The sequence below is a fragment of the Micromonospora sp. NPDC051924 genome, assembly GCF_055586005.1.
Window position 1 is genome coordinate 36066 of sequence record NZ_JBVJJA010000026.1, and the last position, 22534, is coordinate 58599.

The 22534-nt window shown below is 73.0% G+C and carries 19 protein-coding genes; 7 read left to right on the plus strand and 12 right to left on the minus strand.

Features of this window, described 5'->3' with window-relative positions; translation table 11 throughout:
- Positions 1-49: 49 nt before the first annotated feature.
- From ACZ6S5_RS20935 to ACZ6S5_RS20960, 6 genes are all read left to right on the plus strand, one after another.
- On the plus strand, positions 50-952 hold the full coding sequence (locus tag ACZ6S5_RS20935; protein ID WP_466002804.1) for a hypothetical protein: 903 nt from the start codon (positions 50-52) through the stop codon (positions 950-952).
- 108 nt (positions 953-1060) lie between these two features.
- Positions 1061-3880 carry an AfsR/SARP family transcriptional regulator gene (locus ACZ6S5_RS20940; RefSeq protein WP_466002806.1) on the plus strand — a complete coding sequence of 940 codons (2820 nt, stop codon included), beginning with the start codon at positions 1061-1063 and terminating at the stop codon, positions 3878-3880.
- Positions 3881-3972: 92 nt separating this feature from the next.
- Entirely contained in the window at positions 3973-4425 is a 453-nt protein-coding gene (locus ACZ6S5_RS20945; RefSeq protein ID WP_466002808.1) for a hypothetical protein, read from the plus strand.
- A gap of 195 nt (positions 4426-4620) precedes the next feature.
- Positions 4621-5337, plus strand: a complete 717-nt coding sequence (locus ACZ6S5_RS20950) for a DUF899 family protein (protein ID WP_466002810.1) — start codon at positions 4621-4623, stop codon at positions 5335-5337.
- Between the two features lie 113 nt (positions 5338-5450).
- Positions 5451-7235 carry a hypothetical protein gene (locus ACZ6S5_RS20955; RefSeq protein WP_466002811.1) on the plus strand — a complete coding sequence of 595 codons (1785 nt, stop codon included), beginning with the start codon at positions 5451-5453 and terminating at the stop codon, positions 7233-7235.
- Between the two features lie 60 nt (positions 7236-7295).
- Positions 7296-8342: a glycosyltransferase family 2 protein gene (locus tag ACZ6S5_RS20960; RefSeq protein ID WP_466002812.1), complete on the plus strand. Its 1047-nt coding sequence runs from the start codon at positions 7296-7298 to the stop codon at positions 8340-8342.
- Here ACZ6S5_RS20960 and ACZ6S5_RS20965 read toward each other — a convergent pair.
- From ACZ6S5_RS20965 to ACZ6S5_RS21020, 12 genes are all read right to left on the minus strand, one after another.
- A complete protein-coding gene (locus tag ACZ6S5_RS20965) occupies positions 8227-8886 on the minus strand; it encodes a LutC/YkgG family protein (RefSeq protein ID WP_466002813.1) in 660 nt (219 codons plus the stop codon). The genes ACZ6S5_RS20960 and ACZ6S5_RS20965 overlap by 116 nt on opposite strands.
- On the minus strand, positions 8883-10301 hold the full coding sequence (locus tag ACZ6S5_RS20970; protein WP_466002814.1) for a lactate utilization protein B: 1419 nt from the start codon (positions 10299-10301) through the stop codon (positions 8883-8885). The genes ACZ6S5_RS20965 and ACZ6S5_RS20970 overlap by 4 nt, the downstream gene beginning before the upstream one ends.
- Before the next feature lie 5 nt (positions 10302-10306).
- The gene (locus ACZ6S5_RS20975; RefSeq protein WP_466002815.1) at positions 10307-11056 is read right to left on the minus strand and encodes a (Fe-S)-binding protein; all 750 of its coding nucleotides are present in this window, start codon (positions 11054-11056) and stop codon (positions 10307-10309) included.
- 2 nt (positions 11057-11058) lie between these two features.
- On the minus strand, positions 11059-12489 hold the full coding sequence (locus ACZ6S5_RS20980) for a rhamnulokinase (RefSeq protein ID WP_466002817.1): 1431 nt from the start codon (positions 12487-12489) through the stop codon (positions 11059-11061).
- A complete protein-coding gene (locus tag ACZ6S5_RS20985) occupies positions 12486-12692 on the minus strand; it encodes a helix-turn-helix domain-containing protein (protein WP_466002819.1) in 207 nt (68 codons plus the stop codon). The genes ACZ6S5_RS20980 and ACZ6S5_RS20985 overlap by 4 nt, the downstream gene beginning before the upstream one ends.
- Positions 12693-12720: 28 nt before the next feature.
- Positions 12721-14754 (minus strand): bifunctional aldolase/short-chain dehydrogenase, encoded by a 2034-nt coding sequence (locus tag ACZ6S5_RS20990; protein ID WP_466002821.1) that lies wholly within the window; start codon positions 14752-14754, stop codon positions 12721-12723.
- A 36-nt stretch (positions 14755-14790) separates the two neighbouring features.
- A complete protein-coding gene (gene rhaI / locus ACZ6S5_RS20995; protein ID WP_466002823.1) occupies positions 14791-15972 on the minus strand; it encodes an L-rhamnose isomerase in 1182 nt (393 codons plus the stop codon).
- Positions 15969-16322 (minus strand): L-rhamnose mutarotase, encoded by a 354-nt coding sequence (locus ACZ6S5_RS21000; protein WP_466002825.1) that lies wholly within the window; start codon positions 16320-16322, stop codon positions 15969-15971. The genes rhaI and ACZ6S5_RS21000 overlap by 4 nt, the downstream gene beginning before the upstream one ends.
- Positions 16323-16386: 64 nt before the next feature.
- Complete coding sequence (rhaS, locus tag ACZ6S5_RS21005; protein ID WP_466002827.1) at positions 16387-17469, minus strand: rhamnose ABC transporter substrate-binding protein; 1083 nt, start codon at positions 17467-17469, stop codon at positions 16387-16389.
- Between the two features lie 38 nt (positions 17470-17507).
- Positions 17508-18569, minus strand: a complete 1062-nt coding sequence (locus ACZ6S5_RS21010; protein WP_466002829.1) for an ABC transporter permease — start codon at positions 18567-18569, stop codon at positions 17508-17510.
- Positions 18559-19620: an ABC transporter permease gene (locus ACZ6S5_RS21015; protein WP_466002831.1), complete on the minus strand. Its 1062-nt coding sequence runs from the start codon at positions 19618-19620 to the stop codon at positions 18559-18561. Before ACZ6S5_RS21015 ends, ACZ6S5_RS21010 begins: the two co-directional genes overlap by 11 nt.
- Positions 19617-21140 (minus strand): sugar ABC transporter ATP-binding protein, encoded by a 1524-nt coding sequence (locus ACZ6S5_RS21020; protein ID WP_466002833.1) that lies wholly within the window; start codon positions 21138-21140, stop codon positions 19617-19619. The genes ACZ6S5_RS21015 and ACZ6S5_RS21020 overlap by 4 nt, the downstream gene beginning before the upstream one ends.
- 324 nt (positions 21141-21464) lie before the next feature.
- Between ACZ6S5_RS21020 and ACZ6S5_RS21025 the strand changes: the two genes are divergently transcribed.
- Entirely contained in the window at positions 21465-22496 is a 1032-nt protein-coding gene (locus ACZ6S5_RS21025; protein WP_466002835.1) for a LacI family DNA-binding transcriptional regulator, read from the plus strand.
- Positions 22497-22534: the final 38 nt, after the last annotated feature.

A 22534-nucleotide genomic window follows, 5' to 3' on the forward strand; every position in this document is an offset into this window, starting at 1 on the left:
TCACCGTTGGCGGTGCGGGCCACCCGGGTCCGGCCTTCAGGAGGCAGGCGTGAAATCTCTTCGCCGGTACCGTTTCACCGCGCTGATCGGCACCCTGCTGGTGCTCGGCGCCGGGTGCGCCGCACCCGGACCGTCCGACGCCCTCGGTCCGGACGACCGGCGGCAGCTCCGGCAGGTGCTCACGGCCCTGAGCCACCCGCCGTCCCCGGAGGCGGTCGAGGACTACCACCGCCGGCAGGACGACGTGCTGGTGAGCTGCATGCGGGAGGCGGGATTCAGCTACGTGCCGTGGCACCGGCCGGAGCCGCCACGAACAGCTCTCGGACTGCCGGCGGATGTCTTCGCCCGCCGTTACGGCTTCGGCTTCTCCACCCTGATCGACCTCCGGCAGCCCGGCCGTCCGCTGATCGACCCCAATCGCGAGACCGTGCGCGCGCTGCCGCCCGAGCGGCACGGCGACTACCAGGCCGGTGAGCAGCGCTGCCGACGGGCGGCGCAGAGCCGGCTGGGCCTCCCCCCGATGCGGGAGGGCGGCGAGATGGAGACCAGCCGCGCGGTCGGTGACCGGTTACGGGAGATCTCCGGGGCGGCCGAGCGGGACGCCCGGGTGGTCTCCGCCACGGCGGCGTACCGCGCCTGCGTCGCGGACCGCGGCCATCCGGCAGCCGGCCCGGCTGAGCTCGTCACCGACTTCCGGGAACGTGCCGCCCCCTTCTCCGCCGCCTATTACCGCCGGGCCGTCGCGCTGGTCGACGCCGGACGGCAGAGCGTCGCGCCGACGATGTCGGACGTGCTCGACGCGCCCCGACTCGCCGCGCTGCGGGCCCTGCAGAAGGAGGAGATCGCGGCCGCCGTGGCGGATCAGCCGTGCAGCGCCGTGCTCGACGGCACCGTGCGCACCGTGCACCGGGAGTACGAGCAGCGGGCGCTGCGCGCGCTGTCGGCTGACTGACGCCGCCGCCGGCCGGTAGGGCATTGCCCCGCATTCCATCGATGTCCATGATGGTGATGGCGGTGATGCGACGACGGCCCGCCCTGAGGGCGAGCGAGGTGCGCGGCGATGGAGTTCCGGCTGCTCGGGTCGGTGGAGTTGTGGAGCGGCGACGGACCGGTCGACATCGGGCCTCCACGCCAGCGGTCCGTGCTGGCGGCCCTGGCCGCCGAGCCCGCCCGTCCCGTCCCGGTCGACGCGCTCATCGAGCGGGTATGGGGTGGCGAGCCACCGACCCGCGCCCGACACACCCTGTACGTGCACGTCGCGCGCATCCGGCGCAGCCTCGAACCGTCCGCCGCGCCGCCGACCGCGGCCCGGATCATCCGCCGTGCGGGCGGCTACCTGCTCGACGTGGACCCGGACCGGGTGGACGCGCACCGCTTCCGCCGGTACGTCGACCAGGCCCGTGATCCCGCCTGTCCACCGGACCGGGCGGTCGATCTGCTCGACCGGTCGCTCCGCCTGTGGCGCGGTGACGCGCTGGCCACCGTACCGGGCGACTGGGCGGCGGCCGTACGCGAACGGTGGCAGCGGCTCCGGCTCGACGCGGCGGTGGCGTGGGCCGGACACCGACTCCGTGCCGGCCGCGCCGACGAGGTCATCGACCGGGTCGACGAGCTGGTCGAAGGCCACCCCACCGCGGAGCCACTGGTGGCGGTCCTCGTGCGCGCCCTCCACGCGACGGGGCGCGACGCGGACGCCCTGCAGCGCTACGAGCGGACCCGCCGGTTCCTGCGCGACGAGCTCGGCGTCGACGCGGGGGCCGAACTGCGTGAGCTGCACCGCCAGTTGCTGCGCGGCGGTGGCGATGCCACGCCGGCCCGCCGACCCGCGCCGGCCACGCCGCCGGCCGGACCCGCCTCCCCGGTCGTCGCACCGGCACAGCTGCCCCTCGACCTGCGTACCTTCGCCGGCCGGACGGACGAGCTGGCCCGGCTGGACCGCCTGCTCGTCGACGACGCCACCGCGCCCACCCTGGCGGCGGTCTGGGGCACCGCCGGGATCGGCAAGACCACTTTGGCGGTGCGGTGGGCCCACCGGGTGGCGGCGAAGTTCCCGGACGGGCAGCTGTACGTGAATCTGCGTGGCTTCGATCCTGGCCGGCCTGCGCTCGCCCCCGCCGAGGCGCTGCGTGGCTTCCTGGAGGCGCTGCGCGTGCCCGGGCCCGCCGTTCCGGTCGACGAGGACGGACGCGCGGCGCTGTTCCGCAGCCTGGCACAGGGGCGACGGCTGCTGCTGGTGCTCGACAACGCCCGGGACGCCGAGCAGGTGCTTCCCCTGCTGCCCGGCGCACCGGGGTGCCGTGTCGTCGTCACCAGCCGCACCGACCTCACCGGACTGGTCGCCGCCACCGGCGCCCTGCCGCTGCCGATGGGGCTGCTCACCGACGAACAGGCGGGCGAGTTGCTGGCCGCCCGCATCGGCGCGCCCCGGATCGCCGCTGAGGCCGCCGCGGCGGACACGTTGATCCGGTGCTGCGCCGGCCTGCCGTTGGCGCTGTCCATCATGGCGGCCCGGGCCGCCGGCAGCGGGCATCTGCCACTGGAGACGCTCGCCGCCACCCTGACCGACGGACGGAACGGGCTGGACGCCTTCGCCACGGGCGACGCCCACACCGACGTGCGGATGGTCTTCTCCTGGTCGTACCGGAGCCTGCCGGCGCCGGCCGCGCGCCTGTTCCGGCTGATGGCGCTGCACCCGGCGCCCACCGCCGCCGTCACGGCGATCGCGGCGCTCTCCGGACTGCCGGTGCCGGATGCCCGTCGGCTGAGCCATCAGTTGCGCCGCGCCCAGTTGCTCGCGGAGCCCGCTCCCGACCGGTTCAGCTGCCACGACCTGCTGCGCGACTACGCCGCCGAACTGCTGCGCACCGACGGCGACGCCGAGGAGTGTCAGCGCGCCGGCCGGCGGTTGCGGGACCACTACCTGCACACCGCCGCCGACGCGGCCGCCCTGCTGGAGCCGTACCGCCCGCGGATCGCGCTGCCGGCCATCGCCGAGGGTGCCGGGACGCAGCTGCTGGGCGACGCCGAGGCGGCGTTGGCCTGGCTCCAGGAGAACGCCGGCGCCCTCGCGGCGTTGCTCGACGAGGCCGTACGAGCCCGGGACGACGCCGCCACCTGGCGGCTGGCGGCCGTCGTGACCACGTTCCACCAGCGCAGCGGACGGTCGCGCGAGCTGGAGTCGGCGCAACGCTTCGCGCTGGCCGCAGCCGAACGCCTGGCCGACCCCGTCGCGCGGGCCACGGCGCACGCCGGCCTCGGCCGGGCGCTGTTCCGACTCGGCGAGGTCGACGCCGCCCAGCAGCACCTGCGCCACGCCCTGACCCTGTACGAACAGCTCGGCGACCGGGTCGGCCAGGCACGGGCCCACCGCGGCATCGGCTACACCCTCGTCCTGCAGGGACACCCCGGCAGGGGCCTGCGCCACGACCAGGTGGCGCTGGCGCTGTTCGAGCAGTTGGGTGACCGAGGCGGTCAGGCGGAGGCGCTCAACGGCATCGGTTGGTGTCACGCCCAGAACGGCGAGTACGAGACGGCCATCGAGTTCTGTCGCAGGGCGCTACGCACGTTGCGGCACGCGAGCGACCAGCACCGGACGGCGGAGATCTGGGACAGCCTCGGCTACGCGTACCACCACACCGGCGCCCTGCGCCAGGCGGTGGCCTGCTTCGAGCGCGCCCGTCGGCTCTTCAGTCGGGCCGGGGACCGCTACCAGGAGGCGGAGACGCTGTCCCGGCTCGCGGACACCCACGAACGCCTGGGTGACACCGCGACGGCGGCCCTCACCCGGCGGGGCGCCCTGGCGGTCTTCGACGCTCTGGGGCATCCGGACGCGCAACGGCTGCGACGCCTGCTCGGTCACGGGACCCGGCTCGCGGGTTAAGAAGCCGGCAGGGTTTCCACCCGAACCGCCCGTGGAGCATCCCGGTCAGGCCGGGCCACCGTGACCCGGCAGGGAAGGGAGATCCTGCGATGATGGGTTCCATCCGGAAGCTGTTCCCGGGGACCGGACGACTCGGCCGGTCGGTGGCCGCTCTGGGGCTGCTCGTCGCCGGGGCGGTCGCGCCGGTCGCGCTGATCCCGGGGCAGGCGCAGGCCGCCTGCTACGGCACCGCCTACACGGTGACCATGTACTACGACAACCACCTCATCGGCCAGGAGGCGGCGCAGTACGCGTCGACCTGTGACGGGGACAGCGAGTATCGCGGGCACGTCTACGACATGTACACCGACGGAAGCTGCGTGTCCGCGTACTTCTGGAATCCGACCAAGGTGCGCCAGGCCCGGTCGTGCGACTCGGCCGGCACCTACTTCACCCTCTGGGACGCGGAGGGCGACAGCCACGTCTACTGGGACCTGTGCACCACCTACCACTGCCGCTACCTCACGAACCAGGGCGGCGACGACGCCATGATGTACGGCTTCTGAGGCATCGCGCCCGCGGCCGGCGCCGCTGACCTGGTGTGCGAGCACCGGGCTCACCGGCGCCGCGCCGTCGGCCCGGCCGAGTCTCCGTCACGACCGTTCTGACGACGGCCCCCGGTTTCGTCGGTGTCCGATGAGAATCGCTGGCCTCGTTCGTCGGTACCGGTGATGACACTCGACCGCACGAGGGAGACAGCAATGACCGCAAACCCCGCGATGCCCCCGGTCGTCGACCGGGAGGCCTGGCTGCACGCCCGCGACGAACTGCTGGCCCGGGAGAAGGCCCACACCCGCGAGGGTGACGCGATCGCCGCCGCCCGCCGGAAGCTGCCGATGACCCTGGTGCCGCCCGTGTCGGTGCGGGGCCCCGGCGGGGACACCCCGTTGGTCGAGGTGTTCGAGGGACGGCGGATGCTCATCGCCTACTTCCACATGTGGCACGACGGCCGGCCGTTCGAGGAGCAGTGCGAGGGGTGCACGTTCTCGACCTGCCATGTGCAGACGCTGGACTACCTGCACGCCCGGGACGTCACCTACGCGGTGTTCTGTCAGGGTCGCTACGACGAGAGCGCCCCGTTCGCCGAGTTCATGGGCTACCCCTTCCCCTGGTACTCGGCGCGGGACTCCGGCCCGGCACTGGTGGACGGCCGCGACTTCGGGTTCATCGCGTGCTACCTGCGCGACGACGACCGGGTCTACGAGACCTGGTGGACCACCGGGCGGGGCGTGGAGTCGCTGATGACCAGCTACCACGCCCTGGACCTCACCGTGTACGGCCGGCAGGAGAAGTGGGAGGAGGCGCCGGAGGGTTGGCCGAAGGTGACCGGGCACCCGTGGCGCCTCGACGGCCGCCCGGTGGCGCAGTGGAGCCGACCGGGCGTGGGGCCGGCGAAGGCGTCCTGCTGCTCCGGCTAAGTTCACGGTCCGAACGTCACCGATTGACCTGTCTCGATGCCAACCCGGCGGTCCGGGCCCACGGTTCGGACCGCCGATCGACAAGCCGAGATAAATCGACAATCATCCATCATATGGCCACCAGGTCCGCCGACGCCCGATCCACCGCCGAGACCACCGACCCCGGCGAGGTGCCCGCCACCCCGAGCCGGGGCAGGTGGCGCCGGTGGCGTTGGCTGCGCCACGAATGGACGCTTGCGGCGCTCGGTGGCCTGCTGCTGGCAGTGGTGCTGACCTGGCCGACGCTGCGGCATCCGGCCAGCACCCTCCCTGGCGACCTCGGCGATCCGACGCTGCAGGCGTGGCAGATCGCCTGGGCAGGACACGCCGTGTTCAGCGACCCGGCCGGCCCCTGGCACTCGAACACGTTCTACCCGGAGACGTACACCTACGCCTACAGTGACACGCTGCTCGGGTACGCCCCGATCGGGATGCTCGGCTCCGGCTTCGCGGCCGCCCTGGTCCGCTACAACGTCATGTACGTGCTGGTGCACGCCCTGGCGTTCGTCGGGGCGTACGCGCTGGCCCGGCAGCTCGGGGCGGGCCGGTGGGGCGGGGCGGTCGCCGGGGTGGCGTGGGCGTACGCGCCGTGGCGGCTGGCCCACGCCGGTCACCTGAACATCCTGTCCAGCGGCGGGATCGCGTTGTGCCTGGCGATGCTGGCCCGCGGTCACGGCTGGTCCCTGCGGCACGGGTACCGGCCGGAGCGACGCCGGCCGGGCTGGGCGCTGGCCGGGTGGCTCGTCGCCGCCTGGCAGGTCACCCTGGGCTTCGGCATCGGGCTGCCCCTGGTCTACTTCCTGCTCGCCACGGTGCTCGTGGCCGCCGGCGGCTACGGCTGGTCGTGGTGGCGACGGCGGGAAAGACCGGCGTTCGGCCGCCGGTTGCTGGTCGCCGACCTGGCCGGTGGGCTCGCCTTCGGCGCGGTGACGCTGCTGCTCGGACTGGTCTACCTGAAGGTCGTCGACCTCAATCCGCAGGGCCGGCGCACCCTGGACTGGACGGAGATGTTCTCCCCGCCCCTGACGGGCTTCGTCACCGCCCCAGCCGACTCGTGGTTGTGGGGCGACGCGCACGCGGCGGCCCGGCAGCAGCTGTCCTGGCCGCCCGAGATGGCCCTGCTGCCCGGGATGACGCTGATCGAGTTGGGCGTGGCGGGGCTGCTCGTCTCGGTGTACCCGGCCCGATACCGGATCGCGATGGGGCTCGGCGTCCTCGGCACGATCCTGCTCGGCCTCGGCGCCACCCTCGGCGGCGACGGCGACCCCGGCTACCTCACGCTCTCCCGGCACCTGCCGGGGTGGGACGCGTTGCGCACGCCGGGCCGGCTGATGCACTGGACCAGCCTCCTGCTGGCGGTGCTGGCGGCCGGGCTGGTGACGGTGTTCGCCGAGTCGCTGCGCCGGCCGGAGGCCCGCGGTTGGCGACGGGTCCTCGCGCCGGTGGTCCTGCTGGTGCCGCTGGCCCTGGTCGGGCTGGAGGGAACCAACCGCACGCCGCACCCGGTGGTGCCACCGCCACCGGCCGCGATGCGTACGGCCGGCGAGCCCGTCCTGGTGCTGCCCGCGGGCGGCACGGGCGACCTGCTCTACATGCTGTGGACGACCGACGGGTTCCCCCGGGTGACGAACGGGCTGGCCGGCTTCGAGCCCGTCACCCAGGCGCAGACCCGGGCCGCGACGGCGTCCTTTCCCGACCCGAGCAGCGTCGCCTACCTGCGCGGCATCGGGGTGCGGTCGGTGGTGGCGCTGCCCGACCGGGCCGCCGGGACGCCGTGGGAGGGCATCGCGGCCCGGCCGGTCGACGGTCTGGGCATCACCCGGGAGGACCTCGATGGTGTGCTGGTCTACCACCTCTGACCAGGCGGGCACCGAGCGGCGCGGCGCCCGGGGCGGATCGTCGGGCACGGGCCGGACGGGGTGACGACGGTGCGGTTGTCGGTGGTGGTGCCCTGCTACAACGAGGAAGCGTCCGTGGAGCGGTTGCACACGGCGGTGACCGAGGCGCTCGCGGACCTGCCCGACGTCGAGGTCGAGGTGGTGTACGTCGACGACGGCAGCGAGGACGGCACCCTGGTGGCGTTGCGCCGGCTCGCCAGCCGCGATCCGGCCGTCCGCTACACGGCGCTGAGCCGGAACTTCGGCAAGGAGGCGGCGATGCTGGCCGGCCTGGAACGGGCCACCGGGGACGCGGTCGTCATCATGGACGCCGACCTGCAGCACCCGCCCCGATTGCTGCCCGAGATGGTGGCGCTCTACCGGCAGGGGTTCGACCAGGTGATCGCACGCCGGGACCGGCACGGTGACCGGTTCCTGCGGATGCTCGCCTCCCGGTCCTTCTACCGCCTGGTCAACTGGTGGATCGACGTACGGCTGCTGGACGGGGCGGGTGACTTCCGGCTGCTGTCCCGGCTCGCCGTGGACGCGGTGCTGGCGATGCCGGAGTACAACCGGTTCTCCAAGGGGTTGTTCTCCTGGATCGGGTTCCGGACGGTGGTGGTCGCGCACCGCAACGAGACCCGCCAGGCGGGGCGGAGCCGGTGGACGTTCGGCAAGCTGTTCAACTACGCGTTCGACGGTCTCCTGTCGTTCAACAACCGGCCACTGCGCCTGGCCATCTACGGTGGCCTGTTCCTCACCCTGATCGCGGTGGGATACATGGCCTGGGTGGTCGCCGACGCCGTCGAGAAGGGCGTCGACGTTCCCGGCTACACCACCATCATCGTCAGCGTGATCGGTCTCGGCGGGATCCAGATGACGATCCTCGGCGTCATCGGGGAGTACATCGGCCGGATCTACTACGAGGCCAAGCGCCGGCCGCACTACCTGGTCCAGGAGACGGAGCACCTGGTCACGCGGGCCGGGCAGGTGCCCCCGGTGCGTCGCCTGCCGGGCTCTCCCCCTGAGCGGGCGGAACCATCACCACGTGGAGGTGTCGGGGCCCGTGGACGCCCTCGACCCGGTTGAGTTCGATGTCGCTGGTGGCCGAGGGCCCGCTGATCCAGGTCAACGGCCGGTGCGAGTCCAGCCGGGCGAGGGCGCTCGGCACGTCGGCGACGACCTGGTCGGTCCGCAGCACGCAGACGTGCACGTCGGGCAGCAGGCTGATGATTCGGCGGCCCTGGTCCGGGTGCGCGTCGAGCACGATGGTGCCGGTCTCGGCGACGGCCACGGCCGCCGCCGTGACCACCCCGTCGACGGCGGAGATCTGCTCCGCGGTGAGGTTCTCGTCGGCCACCGCGGCGACGGTGTCGGGCAGCCAGTGCCGGGGCAGCCCGGGCGGGATCACGACGCGCCGGCCGCCGAGGATCTGGTCGACCACCCGCGCGACCTCGCCGTCGGCGCACCGGTGCACGATGGCCCGGTAGTCGGTCAGCCGGTGGGCCAGCAGGTCGAGGTCGACGGCGGCGGAGCCGGCGGGCCGGTACTCGCGTGGCACGTCGACCGGTGCCGCCGGAGTGTCGCCGAGGGCGGCGCGGATCCGGCCGAGGACGAGCTCCCGTGCGTTCACCGCTCGGCCCACCACTGGCGGAAGGTCTGCGGGGGCGCGGCCGGCACGTCCCGGCTGGTGGTCCAGCCGTTCAAGGGTGGCGGCAGGGCGCGGCCGGCCAGCCGGCCCAGGCCCGCGGCGCGCTGCGCGGCCGCGTACAGCGCGGGGTGGTCCATGGCGTACGCGGCCGCGGCCATCGCCGCCGCCTCGCCCTTCGGGTGCGGGGCCTGGGCGCGCAGGTGGACCAGGATCGACGGGATGTCGATCATCACGGGGCAGGCGTCGTAGCAGGCGCCGCAGAGCGACGAGGCGTACGGCAGAGAGGCGTTGTCGGCGACCCCGGTCAGTTGCGGGGACAGCACCGCACCGATCGGTCCCGGATAGACCGAGCCGTAGGCGTGCCCGCCGGTACGCTCGTAGACGGGGCAGACGTTGAGGCAGGCGGAGCAGCGGATGCAGTGCAGCGCCTGCCGACCCACCGGGTCGGCGAGCACCGCGCTGCGGCCGTTGTCCAGCAGCACCAGGTGCACCTGCTGCGGCCCGTCACCGGGGGTGACCCCGGTCCACATCGACGTGTACGGGTTCATCCGTTCCCCGGTCGAGGCCCGGGGCAGCAGTTGCAGGAACACCCCGAGGTCGGCCCAGGTGGGGATGATCTTCTCGATGCCCATCACGGTGATCAACGTGTCCGGCAGGGTCAGGCACATCCGCCCGTTGCCCTCCGACTCGACCACCGCGAGGGTGCCCGTCTCCGCCACGGCGAAGTTCGCCCCGGACACCGCCACCCGGGTGGTGAGGAACGTCTGGCGCAGGTGCCGACGGGCGGCGGCCGCCAGGGCCGGCGGGTCGTCGGTCAGGTCGGGGTCGACGCCGGGCATCTCGCGCAGGAAGATCTCCCGAATCTCCGCCCGGTTGCGGTGGATCGCCGGCACCAGGATGTGGCTGGGTCGGTCCCGGCCGAGCTGCACGATCAGCTCGGCGAGGTCGGTCTCGACCGGCTCGATCCCGGCCGCCTCCAGCGCCTCGTTCAGGCCGATCTCCTGGGTGGCCATCGACTTGACCTTCATCACCCGGTCGGCGCCGGTGGCCCGGACCAGGTCGGTGACGATCCGGTTCGCCTCCGCCGCGTCGGCCGCCCAGTGCACCGTGCCGCCGGCCGCCGTGACCGCCGCCTCCAACTGTTCCAGCAGCTCCGGCAGCCGGGCCATCGTGTCGGCCTTGATCGCCGAGCCGGCGGCCCGCAACTGCTGCCAGTCCGGCACCTCACCGATGACCGCACCGGACTTGCCCCGGATCGTGGTCGTGGCGTGCCGCAGGTTACGACGCAGCTGCGGGTCGGCGAGGCTGCGCCGCGCAGCGGCGGGGAACGGTTCGTCCCCTCGCAGGTGTCCCACCCCACGCGGGGCGGTGGCCGGCATGCCCAGGAAGGTCCGCACTCCGCTCACCCTCTCGTCACTGGAACAGTCTCGGTGCTGGCCAGGATCTCCGCCAGATGCACCGTCCGCACCCCCGCCCGCAGCCGCGACAGCCCACCACCGATGTGCATCAGGCACGACGCGTCCCCCGCCGTGCACACGTCGGCCCGCGTCGCCAGCACGTGGCGCATCTTGTCCGCCAGCATCGCCGTGGACGTGTCCGCGTTCTTCACCGCGAACGTGCCGCCGAAGCCGCAGCACTGCTCCGCCTGCGGCAGCTCCACCAGATCCAGCCCCCGCACCTCGCGCAGCAAGCGCAGCGGCTTGTCCCCCACCCGCAGCATCCGCAGCGAGTGACACGTCGGGTGGTAGGTCACCCGGTGCGGGTAGTACGCGCCGACGTCGGTCACCCCGAGCACGTCCACCAGCAGCTCGGACAGCTCGTAGGTGCGCCGGCCCACCTCCTCGGCCCGGCTGGCCAGCCGCTCGTCCCCGGCCCGGCGGGCGACCATCGCGTGCTGGTGCCGCACCGACCCGACGCAGGAGCCGGACGGGGCCACCACCACGTCGTACGGTGCGAAGACGCGCACGTGCCGGCGTACCAGCCGCGCCGCCTCGTCCGGGTAGCCGGTGTTCACGTGCATCTGCCCGCAGCAGGTCTGATCGGCGGGGAACACCACCTCGTGGCCGAGGCGCTCCAACAGCCGTACGGTCGCCTTCGCCGCCTCCGGAAAGAGCGTGTCGGCGAGGCAGGTGACGAACAGCGCGATGCGCATCTTCAACCACCCATCCGGTCCTCGGCGGCCCGCCAGGCCGCCTCGTCACCGCGCGGCTCGTACCGCACGATGTGCTCAGTCTCGCGCAGAACGGCCCGCAGGGCAGCCAGGTCATCCCCGATGACACCGGCGGCGCGGGCCTGGACCAGGACGTTGCCCAGCGCGGTGGCCTCGACCGGACCGGCCAGCACCGGCAGTCCGCAGGCGTCGGCGGTGAGCTGGCACAGCAGTTCGTTGCGGGCGCCGCCGCCGACGATGTGCACGGCGTCGACGTGCCGGCCGGAGAGCTGCTGTGCCTGTCGGACGGCCCGGCGGTGCGCCAGCGCGAGGCTGTCCATGATGCAGCGGACGGTGGCCGCCGGGCTGGCGGGCACCGGCTCGCCGGCGCGCCGGCAGGCGTCGGCGATGCGCGTGGGCATGTCGCCGGGCGGCAGGAATGTCGGGTCGTCCGGGTCCACGACGGAGCGGAAGGCCGGTTCCCGGGCCGCGCGCCGCAACAGGTCGGTCAGGTCGCCGGCGCCCCAGGCGCGCAGCGATTCCTGCAACAGCCACAGGCCCATCACGTTGCGCAGGTAGCGGAACGTGCCGTCAACGCCGGACTCGTTGGTGAAGTTGGCTCGGCGGCTCGCCTCGCTGAGTACCGGGGCGTCGAGTTCGACGCCCACGAGAGACCAGGTTCCGCACGAAATGTAGGCGAAGTGGTGCCCCGCCGCCGGCACGCCCACGACCGCCGAGGCGGTGTCGTGCGAGCCGACGGCCACCACCTGCGGCGAGCCGGGCAGGTTCAGGTCGGGCCGGACCGGGCCGATCCGGGTGCCCGGCTCGCGCAGCGGCGGGAACAGGTCGCCGCGGATGCCCGCGTCGGCCATCAGGCCGGTGGCCCAGGCCCGCCGGCGCAGGTCGTACAGCTGGGTCGTCGAGGCGTTGGTGAGCTCGGCGCCGAGCTGGCCGGTGAGCCAGTACGCGATGAGGTCCGGGATCAGCAGCAGCCGGTGGGCGATGTCCAGCTGCGGCGTGCCGGCGGCCGCGGCGAGCTGGTAGAGCGTGTTGAACGGCAGCTGCTGCAGTCCCGTCGTCGTGTAAAGCCGCACCTCGCCCAGCTGTTTGGCGACCCGCTCGGCGACCCCGTCGGTGCGGCCGTCCCGGTAGTGCACCGGGTTGCCGAGCAGCGTGCCGGTGGAGTCGAGCAGCCCGTAGTCGACGGCCCAGGAGTCGACGCCGATGCTGGTCACCGGCCCGGCGGCACGCAGGCCGTCGAGGATGCCCCGGTAGAGGGCCAGGATGTCCCAGTGCAGGGCGTTACCGGCGCGCACCGGTTCGTTGGGAAACCGGTGCGCCTCGGTCAGTTCCAGGTGATCCGGCCCGACGCGGGCGAGCATGACCCGGCCGCTGGACGCGCCCAGGTCCACGGCGGCGAGATGGACGCTGCTCACAGCATCCCTCGCCGGGCTGCCCAGACCACCGCCTGGATCGGGGCCGTCATGCCGAGCCGGTCGCAGATGGCCCGGATCCGCCGGCGCACGGTCCGTTCGGACATCCCCGACCGGCGTGCCACCGTCTCCAGCGGCACCCCCGTCGCGAGCAACCGCAGCAGCCGCAGGTCCTCCTCGTCGAGCACCGGATTGTCCACGAGCATCGTCGTCCTCATCCCGCACCGGGCCGGGTCAGCGGAGGAAGGCCGCAGCGACGCCGGCGTCCACCGGAACGTGCAGCCCCGTCGTGTGCGACAGGTCGCCGCCGGTGAGCACGAAGACCGCGTTGGCCACGTGTTCGGGCAGCACCTCCCGCTTGAGCAGGGTGCGCTGGGCGTAGAACTCGCCCAGCTTCTCCTCCGGCACCCCGTAGACGGCGGCGCGCTGGGCGCCCCAGCCGCCGGCGAAGATGCCGGAGCCGCGCACCACCCCGTCCGGGTTGACGCCGTTGACCCGGATGCCGTGACCGCCGAGCTCGGCGGCCAGCAGCCGGACCTGGTGCGCCTGGTCGGCCTTCGCCGCCCCGTAGGCCACGTTGTTCGGGCCGGCGAACAGGGAGTTCTTGCTGGAGATGTAGACGATGTCGCCGCCCATCGCCTGGTCGATGAGGACCCGCGCGGTCTCGCGCGAGACCAGGAAGGAGCCCTTGGCCATCACGTCGTGCTGCACGTCCCAGTCGGCCTCCGTGGTGTCCAGCAGCGACCTGGACAGCGACAGCCCGGCGTTGTTGACCACCAGGTCCAAACCGCCGAAGGCGAGGACCGCCGCGCGGACCGCGGCGGCCACCGCGGCGGCGTCGGTCACGTCCAGCGGTACGGCCACCGCGACGTCCGGGCCGCCCAGCTCGCCGGCGACCGTTTCGGCGGCGGCGGTGTCCCGGTCGGTGACCACGACGCAGGCGCCCTCGGCGGCGATGCGGTGGGCGATGGCCCGGCCGATGCCGGAGCCGGCGCCGGTGACCAGGGCGATCCGGGTGGCGAGGGGCTTCGGCTTGGGCAGCCGGGCAAGCTTCGCCTCTTCGAGGGCCCAGTACTCGATGCGGAACTTCTCGGCCTCGTCGATGGGCGCGTAGCGGGACACCGCCTCGGCGCCGCGCATGACGTTGATGGCGTTGACGTAGAACTCGCCGGCGACCCGGGCGGTCTGCTTGTTGGCCCCGAAGCTGAACATGCCCACCCCGGGCACGAGGACGACGGCCGGGTCGGCGCCGCGCATCGGCGGGCTGTCCGGGGTGGCGTGCCGCGCGTAGTAGGCGCGGTAGTCGTCCCGGTAGGCGGCGTGCAGTTCCTTGAGCCGCGCCACGGTGTCCTCGAGCGGGGCGGTGGGCGGCAGGTCGAGCACCATCGGGCGGACCTTGGTGCGCAGGAAGTGGTCCGGGCACGAGGTGCCGAGCGCGGCGAGCGCGGGGTGCCGTTCCCGGGCGACGAAGTCGAGCACCACGTCGCTGTCGGTGAAGTGTCCGACCTGCGGTCGGTCGGTCGACGCCAGTCCCCGGATCACCGGTGCCAGCGCCGCCGCCCGGGCGCGCCGCTCGTCGGGCGGCAACGGCGCGTAGCCGGCGACCACCGGGCCGAACGGTTCGGGTCGACCCCGCTCGTCGAGGTACGCCTGCGCGGTGCGGATGATCTCCCGCGAGTTGCGCTCGCACTCGTCGCTGGTCGCGCCCCAGGTGGTGATGCCGTGCCCGCCGAGGATGACGCCGATCGCCTGGGGGTTGGCCTGCGCGACGGCGGCGATGTCGAGGCCGAGCTGGAAACCGGGCCGCCGCCACGGCACCCACAGCACCCGGTCACCGAAGATCTCCTTGGTCAGCTCGGGCCCGTCGGCTGCGGTGGCGATCGCGATGCCGGCGTCGGGGTGCAGGTGGTCGACGTGCGCGGCGTCGACCAGGCCGTGCATCGCGGTGTCGATCGACGGCGCCGCTCCGCCCCGGCCGTGCAGGCAGTAGTCGAACGCGGCGACCATCTCGTCCTCGCGCTCGACACCCGGGTAGACGTCGACGAGGGCACGCAGGCGGTCGAGCCGCAACACGGCCAGCCCGGCCTCGGTGAGCGTGCCGAGGTCGCCGCCGGAGCCCTTGACCCACAGCAGGTGCACCGGGCCGCCGGTCACCGGGTCCGTGGCCTTACCCTTCGCGGAGGTGTTGCCGCCGGCGTAGTTGGTCGTGGTCGGGTCGGCGCCGAGCCGGTTGCTGCGGGCGATGAGCGCCTGAACCTCGGAATGCATCGTCCTCACGTCTCCTGTGTGCGTTCTCGGTGGTGGTCAGGCGCCCCAGCCGGCCTGCTGGCCGCCGACCCGCTCGGCGCGGATGCGCTCGAAGTAGCCGGAGCGGGCGTAGGCGGCCATGGGGTCGGGATCGAGGCCCAGGTCGGCACGCAGCTCGGCGAGCAGCGGCCGCACGTCGGTCTGGTACGCGTCCATCAGCACCGCGTTCGCGCCGAGCACGTCACCGGCCTGCTGCGCGGCCGCGAGCGCTTCGGCGTCGACGAGCAGCGCCTTGGCGGTGGCCTCCTGCACGTTCATCACCGAGCGGATGATCGCCGGGATCTTCGGCTCGATGTTGTGGCACTGGTCGAGCATGAACGCGATGCCGGCCTCGGGGCGCAGGGCGTCCCCGCGGACGATCTCGTGCATGATGCGGAACAGCTGGAACGGGTCCGCCGAGCCGACCATGAGATCGTCGTCGGCGTAGAAGCGGGAGTTGAAGTCGAACGCTCCCAGCTTCTTGACCCGCAGCAGGAACGCGACGATGAACTCGATGTTGGTGCCGGGCGCGTGGTGCCCGGTGTCGATGACGACCTGCGCCTTCGGGCCCAGCTCCAGGCAGTGCGCGTACGCGGTGCCCCAGTCCGGCACGTCGGTGGTGTAGAAGGCCGGCTCGAACAGCTTGTACTCCAGCAGCAACCGCTGGTCGTCGCCGAGCCGGTCGTACGTCTCGCGCAGCGCCTCGGCGAGCCGGTCCTGGCGGGCGCGCATGTCGTCCTGGCCGGGGTAGTTGGTGCCGTCGGAGAACCAGAGCTTGAGGTCGCGCGAGCCGGTGCGGTCCATGATGTCCACGCACTCGAGCAGGTGGTCGATCGCCTTGCGACGCACCCCCGGGTCGGGGTTCGTGACGCTGCCCAGCTTGTAGTCGTTGTCCTGGAACACGTTGGCGTTGATCGCGCCCAGCGCGACGCCCTGGTCGGCGGCGTACCGGGCCAGGTGGGCGTAGTCGTCGACCCGGTCCCACGGGATGTGCAGGGCCACCGTCGGCGCCACTCCGGTGAGCCGGTGCACCGCCGCGGCGTCGGCGATCTTCTCGTACGGGTCGCGCGGCACGCCCTCCTGCGCGAAGACCTTGAACCGGGTGCCGGAGTTCGCGTACGCCCAGGACGGGGTTTCGATGCGCTGGATGCGCAGGGCCTGCTTGACCCGCCCCCGGGTCGGCGCGTCGGTCTGGGTCACTGTGGTTCTCCCGTCTGGGCGGCGAGCTGCGCCTCGAGGTTGAAGACCTCGTCGAGCGGTCGCATGGCGCGGTCGGCCGTGCCCTGGTCGAGGTCGAGGAAGAAGGACGCCATCTCCGCCTGCCAGCGGGCGTTGACGTCGCGGGTCTGCATGGCGGCCTGGACCGCCGCGAAGTCGTCGGTCACCAGGAACCCCACGAGCAGGCCGTCGTCGCGGAGGAAGAGCGAATAGTCGCGCCAGCCGCACTCGGCGAGGGCGGTGAGCATCTCCGGCCAGACCCGCTCGTGCCGGGCGCGGTACTCATCCAGGCGGGCGGGGTCGACCTGCAGGGTGAAGCAGATGCGGGGCATGGTTCTCCCGTCGGCGCCCCGGCCGGTGCCCGATGCGGAGCCGGGGCACCGGCCGGGCGGCGCGTCAGAACTGGAACTGGTCGATGTTGCTCTTGTCGAAGACGGTGGGCGGGCCGAGGACGACCACGCCGTCCTTGCCGACGGTGAACTCGCCGAGCTTGCCGGCCTTGAACTTGTCGCCCTCGGCGCCGGTGATCTGGCTGGAGGCGAGCGCCGCGCCGGCGTAGGCGGCGAGGTAGCCGAGGTCGGCCGGGTTCCACAGGGCGAACGCGTCGACGGTGCCGTCCTTGACGTACTCGCGCATCTGGTTCGGGGTGCCCAGGCCGGTCAGCTTGACCTTGCCCTTGTACTGCGACCCGCTGAGGTAGCGGGCGGCGGCGGCGACGCCGACGGTGGTCGGGGAGATGATGCCCTTGAGGTTGGGGTACGACTGCAGCAGGCCCTGGGTCTCCTGGAACGACTTCTGGTCGTCGTCGTTGCCGTACGCCACCGTGACCAGCTTGAGCTTGCTGTACTCCGGCTTCTTCAGCTCCTCCTTCATCAGCGCGATCCAGGCGTTCTGGTTGGTCGCGTTGGCGGTGGCGGACAGGATCGCGATCTCACCCTCGCCACCGATCTGCTGGGAGATGAGCTTGACCTGGTTCTCGGCGATGCCCTCGGCGGTCACCTGGTTGACAAAGATCTGCCGGCACTCCGGCTTGGTGTCGGAGTCGAAGGTGACGATCTTGGCGCCGGCCGCCTTCGCCTGGTTCAGCGCCCCGCAGATCGCGTTCGGGTCGTTGGCCGAGGTCACGATGACGTCCATGCCCTGCTGGGACAGCGTGTTGATGTAGCTGACCTGGGACGAGGCGCTGGCCTCGGACGGGCCGACCTCCTTGAACTCACCCTTGATCTCGGTGACCGCGTCCTTGCCGCCGTTGTCGCTGGTGGTGAAGTAGGGGTTGTTCACCTGCTTCGGCAGGAAGGCGATCTTGAGCCCCTCCTTGAGCTTGGCGTCCGGGTTGGCGGCGCCGCTGGCCTGCGCGCCGCCGCCGGTGTCGTTGCCGGAGTTCTCCCGGGTGGTGCCGCCGCAGGCGGTGGCGCCGAGCAGCAGCGCGGCGAGGGTGAGGGCGGTGGCCCCGGCACGGAGCCGTCGGTACGTGAACATCGATGTCCTTTCGAGGGTGGTGGGGGAAGCGGCGACGGTCACGACGCGCTGAGCTGCGCGCGTCGCCGTCGGCGGTGCAGCCGGGCGCGGACGTCCGCGACGGCGTTGGGCAGTACCACGGAAACGATCAGCAGGGTTCCGGTGACGATGGTCAGCGCGTTGGCGTCGACGTCGGCGAGCTGCAACGCGTTGCGCAGCACCCCGAGCAGCAGGACGCCGGCGACCACGCCGAGCAGGCCGCCGCGGCCACCGAAGATGGACACGCCACCCAGCAGCACGGCGGTCACCACGGTCAACTCCAGGCCGGTGGCGTTGTCGCCGCGGGCGCTCGCGTAGCGCAGGGTCCAGAAGATCCCGACCAGCCCGCCGACGGCCCCGGAGACCACGAAGAGCCAGAACTTGGTCCGGGCCACCGACACGCCGGCGAACGTGGCGGCCTCGTCGTTGTTGCCCATGGCGTACAACGCCCGCCCGACCGGGGTGGCGTGCAGCACGACGCCGAACACCAGCGCCAGCAGCAGCACCGGGACGACCGCGGCGGGGATCGACGTGCCGGGAATGGCCTGCACGGCGGCGGCGGTCCAGCTGGCCGGGAAGTCGGCCACCGCCTGGTCGCCAAGCACGACGAACGACAGTCCCCGGTACAGGGCGAGGGTGCCGATGGTCACGGCCAGCGACGGCAGCCCGAAGCCGGTGACGAACAGGCCGTTGACCGCGCCGAGCACCGCGCCGATCAGCACCACCAGGACGCAGATCAGCTCCAGGGACAGCCCGCTGGACAGCCACATCTGCCCCATCAGGGTGCTGCTCAGGCCGACCGTGCTGGCCACCGACAGGTCGATCTCGCCGGTGATGACGATCAGCGTCATGGGCAGCGCGAGCAGGGCCAGCGGCACCAGGTCGAGCAGCAGGAACTGGACGTTGCGGCCGGTGGCGAAGTTCTGCACGGACAGGCCGGCCAGCAGCACGGCGACCACCAGGACGGCCACGACCGCGCTGTCCCAGGTGCCGAGCGCGCCCCGCAGCCCGGCCAGGCGGCCCGCCTCCCGCTCGGTGTCCGCACCGGTCGGCGGCGCGGCGTACAGGCTGTCATGCGCCATGGACGGATCTCCCTCGGAGCCGGGCCGCCATCCGGAGGGCCAGGAGCCGGTCCAGGCCGATGGCGGCGAGGATGAGCGCGCCGACCACGGCCTGCTGCCAGAACGGGTCGATGCGCAGGACGGCCAGCGAGCTGCCGATCGTGGTGAGCAGGACGGCGCCGAGCGCCGCGCCGTACGCGCTGCCGCTGCCGCCGAAGATGGCCACCCCGCCGACCACCGCGGCGGCGACGACCTGGAGTTCCAGGCCGGAGCCGGCGGCCGCGTCGAGGGTGCCGAACCGGGCGGCGTAGAGGACGCCGGCGAGGCCGGCGAGCGCGCCGTTGGCGACGAATACGGCGAAGACCCGGCGGCCGACCGGGATGCCGGACAGCCGGGCGGCGGTCGGCTCGGAGCCGATCGCGTACAGCTCGCGGCCGCTGCGGTAGGAGCGCAGGTAGAAGCCGACGACGGCGACCACGACGAGCGCGACCAGGAAGAGCACCGGTACGCCGAGCACCGTCTGGTTGCCCAGGCGCAGGAACGACCGGGGCATGTCGGCGGCGTTGATCTGCCGGCCGGCGGCCCAGTAGTAGTCGACGCCGCGGAAGGCGTAGAGGGTGCCCAGGGTGATGACCAGCGCCGGCACCTTGGCCACCGCGATCAGACCGCCGTTGACCACGCCGCACACCGCACCCAGCGCGACCCCGAGCAGGAGGGCGACCGGCCAGGGAGTGCCGGGCGCGGCGAGGAAGAGCTCACCGGTGGCGAAGGCGACCAGCCCGAGGATCGACCCGACGGACAGGTCGACGTTGCGGGTGACGATGACCAGGGTCTGGCCGACCGCGAGGATCACCAGGATCGCGCAGCCCAGCAGCAGGTCCTTGATGCTCTGGGCGCTGAGGAAGCGGTCGTTGCGCAGCGTGGTGACCAGGATCAGCGCGCCGAGCGCGAGCAGCAGGCTCAGCTCGCGGACGGCGAGCAGCCGCTCGGTGAGACCGCGCCGGGACCGGCCGGCGCCGGGGGGCGGGTTGTCGGCGACCCGTTCGGGCGTACCGGTGTCGGTGAGGCTCATGCCGTTTCTCCCTGGCCGGTCGCGGCGAACATCACGGAGGTCTCGTCGGCCTCGGCCCGGGGCAGCTCGCGGACCACGCGTCCCTCGTGCATGACCAGGACCCGGTCGGCCATGCCGAGCACCTCGGGCAGCTCGCTGCTGATCATCAGAATCGCCAGGCCCTCGCCGGCCAGTTCGGACAGCAGCCGGTGGACCTCGGCCTTGGTGCCGACGTCGATGCCGCGGGTGGGTTCGTCGATGATCAGGATCCGGGGCTCGGTGGCCAGCCATTTGGCGAGGACGACCTTCTGCTGGTTGCCGCCGGAGAGGGTGGCCACCGGGGCCGCGAGGCGGGCGCTCTTGACCTGCAGCCGGCGGGTCCAGCGCCGGGCCTCGGCCCGCTCGGCGCCGCCGAGAAGCAGGCCGAGCCGGCTCAGCGCCCGGCGGCGGGCGAGGGTGGCGTTGCGCTCCACGGACAGCTCCATGACCAGGCCCTGCTGGCGGCGGTCCTCGGGGACGAGCGCCATGCCGGCGGCGATCGCCTTGCGCGGGCTGCCCGGCGGCAGGGGCCGGCCGGCGACGCGCACCTCGCCGGCGTCGTAGCGGTCGATGCCGAAGATGGCCCGAGCCACCTCGCTGCGTCCGGCGCCGACCAGCCCGGCCAGGGCGACGATCTCGCCGCCGCGGACGGAGAAGGACACGTCGGAGAAGACGCCGGCGCGGCTGAGCCCGCGCACCTCCAGCAGGGTGTCGCGCAGCCGGGCGTCCTGCTTCGGGTAGAGCGAGGACACCTCGCGGCCGACCATGCGCCGCACCACCTCGTCGACGGTGAGGTCGGCGGTCCGGTCGCTGGAGACCCAGGCCCCGTCGCGCAGCACGGTGATCCGCTGGCACAGGTCGAAGACCTCGTCGAAGCGGTGCGAGATGAACAGCACGGCCGCGCCGCGCTCGCACAGCGACCGGGCGACCCCGAAGAGCCGCTCCACCTCGACGCCGGAGAGCGCGGCGGTCGGTTCGTCCATGACCAGGATCCGGGCGTCGAAGGAGAGCGCCTTGGCGATCTCGACGAGCTGCTGGTCGGCGATGGACAGCCCGCGCGCCGGGCGGGCGGGGTCGATCCGTACGCCGAGGCGGTCGAACAGCCGCTCGGCGTCGCGGTTCATCGTCCGGGTGTCGATGCGCCGCAGGCCGCGCAGCGGTTGCCGGCCCATGAAGATGTTCTCCGCGACCGACAGGTCCGGGAAGAGGGTCGGCTCCTGGTAGATGACGGCGATGCCGGCGGCCCGAGCGTCGGCGGGCCCGCGCAGCTCCAGCGGTCGGCCGTCGAGGGTGATCCGGCCGGTGTCCGGGGCGTGCGCGCCGGCCAGGGTCTTCACCAGGGTGGACTTGCCGGCCCCGTTCTCCCCGACGAGGGCGTGGGCTTCTCCGGAGTGCAGCGCCAGGTGCACCCCGCGCAGCGCGGCGACGGCCCCGAAGGACTTCGTCACGCCGTCCAGTTCCAGCAGCGGAGCGCCGTCCGCGCCCGATGCGCCGGGGCTCATCCGATCCCCTCCTGAATCGTTTCATTGGTTGTGCATGGACGGTAGGGGCAGCCATTCGTGAGCGTCAAGAGTTTCCCGCCGATTTCTTGCCTGTTGCTGGAGCGGGCTTTCCGACCGCTTGCGTCATCCCCCGCGGGAGGAAGAATCGGGGCGCGCCGGGCATCCGGGCCGGCTGGATGAAACGTTTTAGGCGCTATAGACTGCCCGTCGTCAGCCGGTCGGACCTGTTCGACCGGCACCCGTCCGGCCGCGACCGCACCGCGGCCACCGCGCCCGCCCGCGAGCGGGCCGCAACCACCCCATCGCACGACCTCGAGGGAGCCCATGGCAGCGGCGAACATCAAGGAGGTGGCCCGGCACGCCGGCGTTTCCCTCGGCACGGTGAGCAACGTGCTGAACCGGCCCGACACGGTCGCCCCCGCCACCCGGCAACGGGTGCTCGACGCCATCAGCGAACTCGGCTATGTCCGCAACGACTCGGCCCGCCAGCTGCGCGCCGGGCACAGCCGCACCGTCGCCATCGTCGTGCTGGACGTGGCCAACCCGTTCTTCACCGACGTGGTGCGCGGCGCCGAGCAGGTGGTCGAGGAGGCCGGCGCCATGCTCGTCGTCTGCAACAGCGGCGAGGACAACGCCCGGGAACGCCGGCACCTGGAACTGCTGGAGGAGCAGCGGGTCCGCGGGGTGCTCATCACCCCGGTCGGCCACGGCCGCCAACCGAACCTGGACAAGCTCGTCGACCGCGGCATCCCGGTGGTGCTCGTCGACCGGGGCTCGGGCCGGGCCAGCCGCTGCTCGGTGGCCGTGGACGACGTGCTCGGCGGCCGGCTGGCCATGGACCACCTGCTGGAGCAGGGCCACCAGCGCATCGCGTACCTCGGCGGCCCGTTCTCCATCGCCCAGGTCGCCGACCGGCACGCCGGGGCCGCCGCCGCCCTCGACGAACGCGGCGGCGGCGCCGATCTGCGGGTGGCCACCACCACCAGCCTCACCGTCGCCGCCGGGCGGCGCGCCGCCGAGGAACTGCTGGCCCTGCCCGCCCGGCAGCGGCCCACCGCCGTCTTCTGCGCCAACGACCTGATCGCCCTCGGCGTGCTGCAGGAGGTCACCGCGCGGGGCCTGCGGGTGCCCGCCGACCTGGCAATCGTCGGCTACGACGACATCGAGTTCGCCGGCGCGGCGGCGGTGCCGCTGTCGTCGGTGCGCCAACCCCGCGAGCAGCTCGGCCGCACCGCCGCCCAACTCCTGCTCGAGGAGGCCGCCGCCGGCGAGAAGCACCGGCACCGGCACGTGGTGTTCCAGCCGGAGCTGGTCGTACGCCGCTCCAGCGAGCAGCCCCGACGCACCCGGCGCTGACCGCGCGGGCGGCCCGGCACGACGACGCCGGCCGCGCC